We start from the raw sequence: 13,798 nt of genomic DNA, 5'->3' as shown, positions 1-13,798 counted from the left end.
TACTCAAGTGAAATAGTGGTGCAAAAGCGTTCGCTCCCGGGAAATATCGCGACGATTGTCCGAACGATACGCATTACACAGCAAGTTGACCCCTATCGGGATAGTCCCGTGTCGGCGACTCACGCGTCTGCTGTCTCGCCGCCGTCGTCTTCCTTGAGCGAGCCTTCTGCCAGAGGGGATGAGAAAGGTTGCGGGTCGTGAGAGGCAGACCTTGCGTCACTTTCCATAGTAAAGGGCAGTAGGGCTGACAACAGGACCGCCGCGAACAGCGAGAACAATGAATCGAAGTGTTTCATGTGCATACCCCTCTAGACCATGAGTGTGTCTACAGAGCCTATGCCGCCCAAGGCCTGATTGCCTTTCGGTAATCTCGATATGGGCTAGTGGCGCAACCGATGTCACCCCCTTCAGGCGTAGTAACCTAGGTATCAGCGAGCGTCGGGTTCTCGCTCGGTATCATTCCAGTCGATCACATGGCTGATGATCTTCCAGCCGGCCTTGCGTGCCGCTTTCTCGGCATGGATGCGCGCTTCCATTCGCGAGATGCTGTCGGTCTGAACCGTGAAGGGCACTTCCAATGCCAGCCGCTTCTGCTTGACGCCAAGCGTCACACGCAGTCCCTTGAGGGGAGTGGTGGTCTCTCTGGCGCGTGGTGCTTCAGGACGCGCGCGAGGAGCGGACTCACGGGAGGTTGAGCTGGCGGTTCTGTTGGTACTGCGCACGAACTTGTCGAGTTCGCGTTTCATGCTTTCTTCGAATTGGTCGACTGACATGTCACTCATCTGGGTAACCCCGTTTGATCAAAGGAATTCACATCTGAAGCAGCAGGGAGTCAACACACAAAGGTGGTGATGACTTGCGAGATTTCGGTAAGGCGTGTCTTGCCGGTAAATTCAAATCTCACTGTACCGAGTGCCGAGAAATAGATCGTGAGCTCTGAATCAAGATCAAAGGTGCCGGAAGTTTCGATGGAATAGGTTTCAATCTTCTTGTAAGGGAGGGAGGTGAAGTCTTTCTTGCTGCCCGTCAATCCTTGAACATTGACAGCGATAATACGCTTGTTGGTAAACACGACCCCGTCACGCATTGATTTATAGGCTGATATGATTTCTTCGCCATCGATCAGCAGGTCATTGACGCGTTCGGCATATTCATCGTTCTGTTTGAGTTTAAAAAAGCCTTTATTATTGAAATCTATCATTGTATTACCTTGTGATTCGACAGTGCTGCCATCTGGGGATACTTCGCTAGCGCATGAGCAGGGGCCATCCCTCGGCCTCTGGCGGGACATGCGGTTTTTTCAGTATCACGACTAGAATAATCCATCCCGCGCCAACGGAGTAGCCCCGTGCTCTGACACCAGAGCTCCGGAGCGATCAAGTGTGCTGCATGGCCGTGCAAGAAGGGAGAACGCGGAATGCACACCGGCCTCTCTGGTCAGCATGACGCTTGCTGTCCGATCTCGGAAGGCCACCTTCCTTCACTCGGTCGGCCAGACCTCTTCGAGACTTTGCAGGGCGGCTTCGACACAGGGTTCGTGTTGCTTGTCGTGACGCCATACCACGCTCAAGGCGCAGGGCAGGCGGGTGTCCGGCACGATATTGAGGCCACGTTCCTGACGCTCGGCCAGCGCCATTACATCGCGGGCCAGTGTCAGCCCGACGCCGGCACGCACCAGGTCCAGCATGCAGACTTCCTGATCCACCTGCGCGACGCGATGAGGCGTGCACTGACTGTCGCGCATGGCATGCGCCAGCAGGCGTGAGTGAACGGAGTTTTCCGGCGTCACGATCCATGGCAGGGCGGCCAGGGAGGGCCAGTCAGTCTCCGTCAGGCGCGATGACCAGCCGCTGGGGGCGAGAATGAAATAGTCGAAGAATGCCAGCTCGCGATAACAGAGGGAGTCATCGCGCGGGCCTTCTCCGGGGGGAGCGAGGTAGAAGCCGATTTCCAGCTCATTCTGGCGCAGCGCCTTGAGGACGCAGCCGCTCATGCCGTGGTGGAGTTCCGTTTCCAGATTGGGCGCACGCTCCAGCAGATGGCGCAGCAAGCTGCCCAGACGAATGAATTCTGGGTCGACGATGGTGCCGATGCGCAGCTTGCCGCGCACTGTGCTGTGCAGTGCCGCGGCGGCCTGCTCGAAGCTACGTGCGCTGGCCAGGGTCTTCTCGGCACTGGGCAGCAAGGCCTGGCCATCGGCCGTCAACAACAGGCCATGGGGGTGACGCTCGAACAGGCTCAACCCCAGGCCTTCCTGCAATTGCTTGAGCTTGAGGCTGATCGCGGGCTGGGTGAGGTGCAACGCCTGCGCCGCTCGCGACACGCTACCGGTGCGCGCCACGGTGACAAAGGCATTGAGTCGGGACAGATCCTGCATCAGTGACATCCATGTGTTTGGCATTTTCTGGCCGGCGAGAGACGTGCTGCTGGCCCTGCATCACGCATTGTGGCCTGAATGCGTTCGCTGCCACCTATTGGCCATTGGTCGCGGTAAGCCGTGTTCACCCGGGTCAGGCCTCGTGATCGAAGCGCCTGCCGCTGTCGAAACCTCTTCCTTCTTATTCGTTGTAACTAATTGATTGTAAACGATTAACTGTTGCTCTGGTTTTCGAGGGGAGCGGAGAAATTTCTGAGCGAAATCGGATATCAGCAATCGTTATATCTCACCCAAGAATTACTCAATTGCACCCTGCGCGTGGCGGCGTAATTTCATGAACACCTGCTGATGGCATGTCCTCGTTCGTCATTGACCAGGCGAAGGACCTTCAGCGCCAGACATGTGCATTACACAGGCTTATTCCTATAAAACACCGCCAGCGGAGATCAGCACCATGACGACAGCAGCCAACGCTATCCAGCATTTCATCAACGGCCAGGTGACCCGAGGCGATTCCAGCGCCACTCAGGATGTCTTCAATCCGGCCACTGGCAAGGTGACCGGCCAGGTCGCGCTGGCACGCAACAGTGATGTCGATGCCGCCGTGGCTGCTGCCGACGCCGCTTTCCCGGCCTGGGCCGACACGCCGCCGATTCGCCGTGCCCGAGTGATGTTCAAGTTTCTCGCACTGCTCAACGAGCACAAGGACGAGCTGGCGGAGGCGATCACCCGCGAGCACGGCAAGGTGTTCACCGACGCCCAGGGCGAAGTGGCACGCGGCATCGATATCGTCGAATTCGCCTGCGGTATCCCGCAGCTGCTCAAGGGTGACTTCACCGACCAGGTCAGCACCGGTATCGACAACTGGACGATGCGCCAGCCGCTGGGCGTCGTCGCCGGCATCACGCCGTTCAACTTCCCGGTGATGGTGCCGATGTGGATGTTCCCGGTCGCCATCGCGGCAGGCAACAGCTTCGTGCTCAAGCCGAGCCCGCTGGACCCCAGCGCCTCGGTGATGATGGCGGACCTGCTCAAGCAGGCGGGCCTGCCGGATGGCGTCTTCAACGTGGTGCAGGGCGACAAGGATTCCGTCGAGGCGCTGATCGATCACCCCAAGGTGCGCGCCCTGTCCTTCGTGGGCTCGACCCCGATCGCCAACCTGATCTACGAGCGCGGCGCACGTCACGGCAAGCGCATCCAGGCACTGGGCGGCGCCAAGAACCACATGGTGGTGATGCCGGACGCCAACCTGGACAAGGCGGTGGATGCCCTGATCGGCGCGGCCTACGGCTCCGCCGGCGAGCGCTGCATGGCTATCAGCGTCGCGGTGATGGTGGGCGATGTGGCGGACACCCTGGTGCCGCGTCTGGCCGAGCGTGCCCGCGAGCTCAAGATCAAGGACGGCATGAACCTGGACGCCGAGATGGGTCCGATCGTCACCCGTCAGGCGCATGAGCGTATCTGCGGTTACATCGAAAAGGGCGTCGCGGAAGGCGCCGAGATGATCGTCGACGGGCGTGAGTTCACCGGCAACGACATCGGCGGCGACAGCACTGAAGGCTTCTGGATGGGCGGCACGCTGTTCGATCACGTCACGCCGGACATGACCATCTACAAGGAAGAGATCTTCGGCCCGGTTCTGGCCTGTGTCCGCGTGCCGGACGTCGCGACCGCCATCCAGCTGATCAACGACCACGAATTCGGCAACGGCGTGAGCTGCTTCACCGAGAGCGGCAGTGTCGCGCGTGAATTCGGGCGCCGCATCCAGGTCGGCATGGTCGGCATCAACGTGCCGATTCCGGTCCCGATGGCCTGGCACGGTTTCGGTGGCTGGAAGAGCTCCCTGTTCGGGGATACCCACGCCTACGGAGAAGAGGGTGTGCGTTTCTATACCAAGCAGAAGTCCATCATGCAGCGCTGGTCGGATTCCATCGATGCCGGTGCCGAATTCGCCATGCCGACGGCCAAGTAAGTCGCTCGCGACTGGGCCATCTGCACTGTCGCCATCTGCATCGTAGTCATCTGCATTCTGGTTACCTACCAGCATACGCCAGCTGTCTGGAGAGGGACGCGCCATGTCAGACAACAAGAACAACCCGCATCGATCCCCGGAGGGCGAGCAGGACGCTCGCCCCGCCAAACCGGGCAACGATCTCTCTGAATTCGATTACATCATCGTGGGCGCCGGTTCCGCCGGCTGCCTGATGGCCAATCGCCTCAGCGCCAACCCTGACCACCGCGTGTTGCTGGTCGAGGCGGGCGGACGTGACAACTACCACTGGATTCACATTCCGGTGGGCTATCTGTACTGCATCAACAACCCGCGCACCGACTGGATGTTCCGCACCGAGCCGGACAAGGGCCTCAACGGCCGTTCGCTGATCTATCCGCGCGGCAAGACGCTGGGCGGCTGTTCCAGCATCAACGGCATGATCTACATGCGCGGCCAGGCGCGGGATTACGATCACTGGGCCGAGGTGTCCGGAGACGACGAGTGGCGTTGGGAGCAGTGTCTGGCTGACTTCATGCGTCACGAGGATCACGCGCTACTGGATGACGGCGCCAGCAGTGATCCTGAGCAGCGTGATTTCCATGGTCACGGTGGGGAATGGCGCGTCGAGCGTCAACGCCTCAACTGGGAAGTGCTGGATGACTTCGCCAGTGCGGCCGAGCAGGCCGGCATTCCGCGCACTAAGGATTTCAATCGCGGCAGCAATGAAGGGGTGGCCTATTTCGAGGTCAACCAGCGTGCAGGCTGGCGCTGGAACACGGCCAAGGCCTTCCTGCGCCCCGCGCTCAAGCGCAGCAACCTGACCCTGTGGCATTCCACCCAGGTCAATCGTCTGCTGTTTGAGGGCGGCGAGCAGGGCATGGGGGCTGAAACAGGGGCGGCGAAAGAAGCTACCGATCTGCGCTGCTCGGGGCTGCAGGTCGTGCGTGACGGCAAGGTCATCAACCTCTCGGCGAAGCGTGAGGTCGTGCTGTGTGCCGGCGCCATCGGCTCGCCACATCTGCTGCAGGTTTCGGGCGTCGGGCCCAGGGCATTGCTGGAGGAACATGGTGTCGAGGTGGTCAAGGACCTGCCCGGTGTCGGCGAGAACCTGCAGGACCACCTGCAGATCCGCTCGGTCTACAAGGTCACCAATGCCAAGACCCTGAACGCCATGGCCAGCACCTTGCTGGGCAAGATGGGCATCGGCATGCAGTACCTGTTCAAGCGTTCCGGGCCGATGAGCATGGCACCGTCGCAGCTGGGGGCCTTCACGCGCAGCAGCGATGACTACGCCCATCCCAACATCCAGTACCACGTCCAGCCGCTGAGCCTCGAGGCCTTCGGGCAGCCGTTGCATCCCTTCCCGGCGATCACCGCGAGCGTCTGCAATCTCAACCCCACCAGCCGTGGCACGGTGCGTCTGCAGAGCGCCGACCCGCGCCAGGCCCCGGCCATCGCGCCCAACTACCTGAGCACCGAGGAAGACCGCAAGGTCGCGGCCGATTCCTTGCGGGTCACGCGGCGTATCGCCTCCCAGCCTGCCTTTGCGCGCTACAAGCCCGAGGAGATCAAGCCGGGGGTCGAGTACCAGACTGATGAAGAGCTCGCCAGGCTCGCCGGCGATATCGGCACCACCATCTTCCATCCGGTGGGCACCACGCGCATGGGGCGCGCGGATGACCCGATGGCGGTGGTCGACAGCCGTCTGCGTGTGCGCGGTATCCAGGGATTGCGGGTGGCGGATGCCGGCATCATGCCGACCATCGTCAGCGGCAATACCAACTCGCCGACCCTGATGATCGCGGAAAAAGCCGCGGGATGGATCCTGAACGCACAGTAATACGCCACGACTTTGGGAGTTGACCGATGGCCATCTCGACGCAGACGGAACTCAAGAAGGGGCCACTGGACGGGATCACCGTGCTGGATTTCTCACGGGTACTCGCCGGGCCTTATTGCACCATGGTCCTGGCTGACCTGGGCGCGCGTGTCATCAAGGTGGAGAAGATCGGGACCGGAGACGATACCCGCGAATTCGGTCCCTTCGTGGAGGGAGAAAGCGCCTATTTCAGCTGCTTCAACCGCAACAAGGAAAGCATCGTGCTGGACATCAAGTCGCCTCGTGACCGCGAGCTGCTTGAGCGCCTGCTGGATGAGGCGGATGTGCTGGTGGAGAACTTCCGCCCCGGGGTGATGGATCGCCTGGGCTATGGCCCTGAGCGCCTGGCCAGAACGCATCCTCACCTGATCTATTCCTCGATCTCGGGCTTCGGGCACACCGGACCCTTCAGCGAACTGCCCGGCTACGACATGGTCGTGCAGGCCATGGGCGGCATCATGAGCCTGACCGGCTGGCCTGATGGAGAGCCTGCCCGCGTGGGGACCAGCTTTGGCGACCTGAGCGCGGCGCTGTTTGCTGCGGTGGGCATTCTCGCATCGCTCTATAGCCGCACCCGGGATGCCCAGGGCACGCGGGTGGATATCGGCATGCTCGACTGCCAGGCGGCGCTGATGGAAACGGCGCTGGCGCGCTTCGATATCGAGGGCAAGGTGCCGCATCGCACCGGCGATTGCCATCCTTCGCTGGCGCCGTTTGAAAGCTTCAATGCGCAGGATGGCAAGCTCGTCATCGCGGCCGGCAACGACACCTTGTTCCTGTTGATGGCCGATGCCATCGGTGCGGCGCGGTTGGCCTTCGATCCGCGTTTTCTCAGCAACGACATGCGCTGCAGGAATCGTCCGGAACTGGTGATCGAGATGGAAAGGATCCTGGTGCAGCAGCCGGTTCAGCATTGGGTGGATCTGCTCAATGAGGAGGGCGTGCCGTGCTCGCCGATCAATACCATCGACAAGCTGTTCGATCACCCGCAGCTGAAGGCCCGCAACATGATCGTGCAGGTCCAGGGCAAGGCCGGCAAGCCATTCAGGACGGCGGGCAATCCGATCAAGCTCACGGGTCGTCGGGACATCGACAGTCAGGTGCCCTGCAGTGCGCCGGGCCTTGGCCAGCATCGCGAGGCGATTCTGGACGAGCTGATGGCACGCCATGGTGCCTATCATCTGCCCGAATCTGACCGCCAGAAGCACGGCGGACAGCCTGTCGAGAATGGCAGCGAACAGACAGTCGAGAATCGCAGCGAGAATGGCAGCGCACACAAGGCCCGTCCGGCTCGCAAGTCATCAGGTACCGCCGCGAAAACGCGCGGCGCAGCGCCAGACGCCGCGTCATCCAGTGACGCGTCATCGCCCAGTACCGCAACGTCCTGCGATGCGCAGTAAGTACGCCGAATTTACGCAGAACTCACGCCAGAGTGACGCCACCCGACATCGGGAGACAAGAATGAACAAGATGGTGAAATCGCAACCCCAGGCCAAACAGTCGGCGTCTGACGCGCCGGAGCCGGAAACTCTCGAGATGATCGTCGTCGAGCGCCGCGAGCGCGTCGGGTTGATCATCCTCAATCGCCCGAAAAGCCTGAATGCGCTCAACCGCCAATTGGCCGAGGAGACGCTTGCGGTCCTCCGCGAGCTGGACGCCGACCCGGGCATCGGCGCCATCGTCATCACCGGCAATCCCCGCGCCTTTGCCGCCGGTGCGGACATCGAGGAAATGGCCGAGAAGTCTTTCACTGATTTCTACATGGATGACTTTCTCTCGCCCTGGGACGAGGTGCGCAGGATTTCCAAGCCGATCATCGCCGCCGTCAGTGGTTTTGCCCTCGGTGGCGGCTGTGAACTGGCCCTGCTGTGCGACTTCATAATTGCCTCGGAAGACGCCCAGTTTGGTCAGCCGGAAATTAAGCTGGGCATCCTGCCGGGCATCGGCGGATCACAGCGCCTGGCCCGCTCGGTCGGCAAGGCAATGACGATGGATATGGTCTTGACCGGCCGCAACATCGGCGCTCAGGAGGCCAAGGAGATTGGCCTGGTGGCGCGGGTCGTGCCCAAGGATGAGCTGATGCAGAACGCGCTCGAGGCCGCGCATACCATCGCGGGCTACAACACGCCGGCGGTCAAGATGGCCAAGTCAGCCGTCAACACGGCCTTCGAGACCCCGCTCAATGAAGGGCTTCGTCAAGAGCGTCTGCTCTTTCAGGCTGCCTTCGCGACCGAGGGGCAGAAGGAGGGCATGAGCGCCTTCGTTGCCAAGCGTGCGCCGGTCTTCCGTCATCGCTAGGCCCCGGGGTCTGGCAAATTCGATGTTCATTCACCGCACCCCTTGCCCGGGTGCCAGCGGAGGCCATGATGCCCTTTGTCACCATCAATGTTCTGAAAGGCAAGTCTGATGCTTATCGCAAGGCGATTGCCGATGAGGTCAATGCCGCCGTCATCGAGACCCTGGATTTTCCGGCAGATGATCGCTACCAGGTGATCCATGAATGTGCCGATCAGGACCTCGAATTCCAGTCACGCGATCAGGACCGCGTGATGATGCATCTGGTGATGCGCAGCGGAAAGCCGGACCAGGCCAAGAAGGCGTTCTACGCCAGAGTGGTCGAGGCACTGGCCAGAAACCCGGGAATTGCCCCCGGCAACGTCCTGATCACGATCTCGGAGAATCACGATATCGATTGGTCCTTCGAGGATGGCATTGCGCAATTCTGTCCCGATTGAGCGGGACTGACGAGTCTCGGCCTCGTTTGTGCCGTGTCTGCCAATTGACGGCAAGCGATGGACGCGTCAGAGCTTCCGACTTTGGACAGCCAGACCCTTTAGCCCCTTTCAACACCATGCGTTGAGTGGTCCACCAGCGATACGCCGATCGCGGTGGACCTCGCCTAAACACCGAACCGCATAACCACAATAACGGTGATCAACATGAGCAGTTCTGCGCCCAAGACGGCTTCCGGCAGCGGGAGCCCGACACGCGAGCCCCGCGCCTCCCACAAGGCCCGCGACGAGATCGACTGGCGGGTTTTCCTGCCCTCGGTGCTCGTCATCGCCGGCCTCATCATTCCCATCATCCTGTTTCCTGAATCCGGTGAGGCTGCCGTCAATGCGGCCTTCGCCTTCGCGACCGACAATTTTGGCTGGCTTTACCTGCTGGCGGGCTTCTCCGTCGTCGTGTTCCTGATCGGTCTGGCGTTCAGCCGCTACGGCAACGTCCGTCTGGGCGGCCCGCAGGACACGCCGGAGTTCTCGTATTTCAGCTGGGTCGCGATGATCTTCGCCGGCGGCATCGGTATCGCCATCGTCAACTGGGCGTGGGTCGAGCCGATCTACTATTTCACCGGCCCCCCATTTGACGTCAAGGCCGGCAGTGATGCGGCCGCCGAGTGGGCGTTGGCCTATGGCCAGTTTCACTGGGGGCTGACGCCCTGGGCGTTCTATTGCCTGCCGGCGATTCCCATCGCCTATTCCATGTATGTGCGCAATCGCCCGGGCGTGCGTCTTTCCGTGGCCTCCAGCGGCGTGCTCGGCAAGCGTGCCGATGGCTGGTGGGGCGTGTTGCTGGATGCCGTGGTGGTGTTCGGCATCGTCGGCGGTGTCGGCACCTCGCTGGGACTGGCGGTGCCGCTGGTATCACGACTGCTTGGCGATCTGCTGGGCATCGAGCCGTCCTTTGCGCTCAATCTGGGGGTGCTGCTGATCTGGACGGCGATCTTCTCCGCCAGTGTGTGGTTCGGGCTGGCCAAGGGCATCAAGATTCTCTCCGACATCAACGTGATTCTGGCCATCGCCTTGCTGGCCTTCACCTTCATCGCCGGGCCGTCGCTGTTCATGGTGGAAGGCTGGGTCAACAGCCTCGGCACCATGCTGTCGAGCTTCGTGACCATGAGCCTGTGGACCGACCCGGTGGGCGATTCGACCTTCTGGAAGGACTGGACCGTCTTCTACTGGGCCTGGTGGATCGCCTACGCACCGATGATGGGGCTGTTCGTCGCCCGTATCTCGCGGGGGCGCACCATTCGTGAGCTGATCATCGCCGAGCTGGTGTTCGGCTCGCTGGGCTGCTGGGTGTTCTTCGCGGTCTGGGGCGGCTATGCGTTGGACCTGCAGGTGAGTGGCACCCTGGATGTCGCGGCTGCACTCAACGACGGCGGTATCCCCGGCGCCGTGTCCGCGATTCTCGCCACGCTGCCGTTCTCCGAGCTGATCACCGCAAGCTTCATCCTGCTGTGCTTCATCTTTTTGGCCACCACCCTGGACAGCTCGGCCTATGTGCTGGCATCGGTGACCACGCGTGAGCTCTCCGGCTATCAGGAGCCCAAGCGCAGCGTGCGTCTGATCTGGGCCTTCCTGATCGCCGGTGTCGGGGTGGCATTGATCCAGCTGGGCGGCCTCAAGGCGGTGCAGACTTCCACCATCGTGGTCGCGCTGCCGATGATTCCGGTGCTGTTCATCCTGACCTGGTCGCTGGTGCGCTGGTTGCGCCAGGACTTCGCGCGCAAGGTGCTGGAACCGCATCTGGTGCTGGAGACTCCCAGCCCGCGCGATGACGCCAAGCCTCGCTGAGTGCACTTTTTCCTGTCTCTCTCAACACATGCTCTCAACACATGACGCTCACCGGGGCTGACGCAACCCGCATGCCCCCCGGACAGAAGGACCGCACCGATGACAATCCACTCCGAAACCCGCCTGCCGCTGACTGACGTCAAGGTCATCGATTTCGGTCAATACATGGCGGGCCCGGCCGTCGCCATGATCCTCGCCGACCTGGGCGCCACCGTGGTTCACGTCGATCCGCCCGGCGGGCCGATGTGGCAGTCGCCGGCCAACGCCACGCTCAATCGCAACAAGCTGATCGTCTCGCTGAACCTCAAGTCAGAGGAGGGCGTCGAGCAGGCGCTGGCGCTGATCGAGGAGGCCGACATCGTGATCGAGAGCTTCCGCCCCGGGGTCATGAAGCGGCTGGGCATCGACTTCCAGGCCCTGCGCGAGGAGCGCAATGAGCTGATCACGCTGTCGATTCCAGGCTTTGCCTCCAATGACACCCTGCGCCGCGACTGGCGCGCCTTCGAGAGCGTGATCGCCGCCAATTCCGGCGTCTTCACCGACATGGGCCTCAACCGGGTGCTGATGGGCATCAACCCGTCCTTCTCGCCGCTGCCGCTGGGCTCGGCCTACGGCACCATGCTGGCGGCTTCCTCGGTGGTACTGGCGCTGCAGGCCCGCGAGCGGACCGGCATGGGCGACGAGATCGAGGTGCCGCTGGTCTGCGCGCTGATGGAAGGGCTCTGCTACAACTCGATCAAGATCGAGGGCCTGCCGGAGCGCTACAAGACCCAGCGCGAGAAGGAGATCGAACGTCGGCGTATCGAGGGCCAGCCGATGAATCTCGACTACGACGAGCTGCAGGAGCTGCTCGATCCCTTCTATCGCAGCTACAAGTGCAAGGATGGCCGCATGTTCTATGTGGTCTGTCCGAGTCACCGCGAGCACGCCAAGCGCTGCCTGAAGGTATTGGGCCTCTACGATGAGCTGGTCGCTGAAGGCATGAGCGAGGAGCCGGATACCTATCGCCCGAGCAGCGAATGGCAATCCGACATGTCGCTGGGCGTCTATCCGTTGCCCAAGTCCTGGGCGGACCATATCGCGGCGCGCATGAAGGAAGTCTTCCTCACGCGCACCTCCAAGGAATGGGAGAAGATCTTCGGCAAGGGCAAGTTCCCCGGTGCGCCGCAGCGCTGGCTGCAGGAGTGGATCCACGATGACCACGCCGAGACGGCGGGCCTGATGGTCGAGGTCGAGGACCCGGAATTCGGGCTGATGATCCAGCCCGGCCCGATGGTGTGGATGGCCGACAGCGGCCAGGAGATGCTGACGCCCAGGCCGCGGCGCTGGGTGAGCGTCACCCATGCGCTGTCGGTGCTGACCCGTATCGAGACCAAGCTGCCGCGGGTGCGGGCACGCAATGCCCGCGATGGCTGGCTGGAAGGCGTCAAGATTCTGGATCTGTGCAACGTGATCGCCGGGCCGCACTCGGTGGCGTATCTGGCGCGCTTCGGTGCCGAGGTCATCAAGGTCGATCCGGCCAAGCCGTTCTATGACTGCTGGAATACCGTCATCTTCGGCCTGTCGCACATGCGCTCCAAGCGCTCGCTGCTGACCGACGTCAGACAGCCCCGCGGGCGCGCCATCCTGGATGAGCTGATTCGCCAGAGCGATGTGGTGGTCTGGAATGCCACCGACCGACAGGTGGCCTCCATGGGGCTGAGCGAGGAGGCCATGCGCGAGCTGAATCCGGACGCCGTCTTCTGCCAGCTGGACTGCTTCAGTGGTGTGCTGCCCGGGCCGCGCACCAACTACCTCGGCTATGACGATCTGGTGCAGGCCACCACCGGCATCATGCTGCGCTTCGGTGGCAGCATGGATACCCCCGAAGAGCATGCCCACGTCGGCACCATCGATGTCATGTGCGGCTTTGGCGCGTCGCTGGGGATTGCCACCGCGCTGTATCGCAAGCTCAAGACCGGTCGCACCTCGCGCATCAAGACCTCGCTCTCGGCGCTGAGCGGCCTGGCCCAGTTGCCGTTCTGCTATGACTATGAGCGCCGTGGCCTGTTCGACGAGCCGTCCGGTCGTGAGGCGACCGGCTACGATGATCTGGCGCGTTTCTATTCGGCCTCCGATGGCATCCTGCTGGTCAGTGTCTATGAGTCGGAGCTGGAGAAATTCCGCAAGGTCGAGGGGCTGGAAGAATTGCCGGAAATCCCGCGTGAGGAGCGTGCTGCCTACCTGGCACCGCGTTTCATCAGCGCGCGAGCCAATGACTGGGTCGAGCGACTGCAGGCGGCGGATATCGCCGCGGCCGTGTGCGAGAACCTGGAGACATTGCGCTCCTACAACGTCCACCCGGCTGGCGAGCGGACCGGGATCGATGCCGGCAGCTATTCGTTCTCGGTCTACTCGGACCACCCCAGCGGTCACGAGATCACCCAGCTTGACCCCTACGCCATCCGCCCGCGGCGTGGACGCATCTACCCGCTGTCGCCGGCCGAGAAATACGGCGCCTCGACCCGCTCGGTGCTCAAGGGCCTTGATCACAGCGACGAAGAGATCGATCAGTTGATCGAGGAGGGCGTGGTGTCCGAAAGCTGGAGTGAAGAGTATCTGCCAAGCTGATCCCGCCATATGGTGATTGTTCACTGAGGGCCGCCGACTGAAGGCAGTCGATAGCGCCTGAGACGTTCCAACGCCCCATCTCGTGATTCACGAGGTGGGGCGTTTTTTTGTGCTGACCGGCTGGCTGATCTCAAGGCGGCCTGCGCGTGAGCGCTGCAGGAAAACCATTCGCGAAGTGGGTCACCTGCACCCATCACGACCTTGCTGCGCGCTGAGCCACCACAGGTGTCATCTGGCGCTACGTCATTAGTCGCAGGCAGGCGGAAAAGCGGGGGGATTGCATGCTGAACAGCCGAGGCTTCCCACCCGCTCGCAATCTGCAAGAACCCAGTCGCCATGCGGGGTGACGGGCCACAAGAGGG

General features: G+C 62.0%; 11 protein-coding genes. 7 read left to right on the top strand and 4 right to left on the bottom strand.

The window, feature by feature from the left end; translation table 11 throughout:
• Positions 1 to 119 precede the first annotated feature (119 nt).
• From U0O11_RS10580 to U0O11_RS10565, 4 genes are all read right to left on the bottom strand, one after another.
• Entirely contained in the window at positions 120 to 296 is a 177-nt protein-coding gene (locus U0O11_RS10580) for a hypothetical protein (RefSeq protein WP_324689861.1), read from the bottom strand.
• Positions 297 to 428: 132 nt separating this feature from the next.
• Complete coding sequence (locus U0O11_RS10575; RefSeq protein WP_216060868.1) at positions 429 to 746, bottom strand: hypothetical protein; 318 nt, start codon at positions 744 to 746, stop codon at positions 429 to 431.
• A gap of 86 nt (positions 747 to 832) precedes the next feature.
• Complete coding sequence (locus U0O11_RS10570) at positions 833 to 1,201, bottom strand: PH domain-containing protein (protein ID WP_324689859.1); 369 nt, start codon at positions 1,199 to 1,201, stop codon at positions 833 to 835.
• Positions 1,202 to 1,480: 279 nt separating this feature from the next.
• Positions 1,481 to 2,377 carry a LysR family transcriptional regulator gene (locus U0O11_RS10565; protein ID WP_324689857.1) on the bottom strand — a complete coding sequence of 299 codons (897 nt, stop codon included), beginning with the start codon at positions 2,375 to 2,377 and terminating at the stop codon, positions 1,481 to 1,483.
• A gap of 454 nt (positions 2,378 to 2,831) precedes the next feature.
• On the opposite strand from U0O11_RS10565, the gene U0O11_RS10560 reads away from it, so the two are divergent.
• The 7 genes from U0O11_RS10560 to U0O11_RS10530 all read left to right on the top strand — a co-directional run bounded on the left by U0O11_RS10560 (position 2,832) and on the right by U0O11_RS10530 (position 13,436).
• Positions 2,832 to 4,349, top strand: coding sequence for a CoA-acylating methylmalonate-semialdehyde dehydrogenase (locus tag U0O11_RS10560; RefSeq protein WP_324689855.1), 1,518 nt, complete (start codon positions 2,832 to 2,834; stop codon positions 4,347 to 4,349).
• Positions 4,350 to 4,452: 103 nt separating this feature from the next.
• Positions 4,453 to 6,210 (top strand): GMC family oxidoreductase, encoded by a 1,758-nt coding sequence (locus U0O11_RS10555; RefSeq protein ID WP_324689853.1) that lies wholly within the window; start codon positions 4,453 to 4,455, stop codon positions 6,208 to 6,210.
• Positions 6,211 to 6,236: 26 nt separating this feature from the next.
• Positions 6,237 to 7,649, top strand: a complete 1,413-nt coding sequence (locus U0O11_RS10550) for a CaiB/BaiF CoA transferase family protein (protein ID WP_324689851.1) — start codon at positions 6,237 to 6,239, stop codon at positions 7,647 to 7,649.
• A gap of 61 nt (positions 7,650 to 7,710) precedes the next feature.
• On the top strand, positions 7,711 to 8,547 hold the full coding sequence (locus tag U0O11_RS10545; RefSeq protein ID WP_215823031.1) for an enoyl-CoA hydratase-related protein: 837 nt from the start codon (positions 7,711 to 7,713) through the stop codon (positions 8,545 to 8,547).
• A 68-nt stretch (positions 8,548 to 8,615) separates the two neighbouring features.
• Positions 8,616 to 8,984, top strand: coding sequence for a tautomerase family protein (locus tag U0O11_RS10540; RefSeq protein WP_215823030.1), 369 nt, complete (start codon positions 8,616 to 8,618; stop codon positions 8,982 to 8,984).
• Between the two features lie 204 nt (positions 8,985 to 9,188).
• Positions 9,189 to 10,826: a BCCT family transporter gene (locus U0O11_RS10535; protein WP_324689849.1), complete on the top strand. Its 1,638-nt coding sequence runs from the start codon at positions 9,189 to 9,191 to the stop codon at positions 10,824 to 10,826.
• 99 nt (positions 10,827 to 10,925) lie between these two features.
• Positions 10,926 to 13,436: a CoA transferase gene (locus U0O11_RS10530; RefSeq protein WP_107334497.1), complete on the top strand. Its 2,511-nt coding sequence runs from the start codon at positions 10,926 to 10,928 to the stop codon at positions 13,434 to 13,436.
• Positions 13,437 to 13,798 lie beyond the last annotated feature (362 nt).

The sequence above is a fragment of the Cobetia sp. D5 genome (assembly GCF_035666195.1).
Taxonomy (GTDB): domain Bacteria; phylum Pseudomonadota; class Gammaproteobacteria; order Pseudomonadales; family Halomonadaceae; genus Cobetia; species Cobetia amphilecti.
Note: the sequence above shows the minus strand (reverse complement) of the source record. Positions and strands in the feature narration are given on the sequence as shown.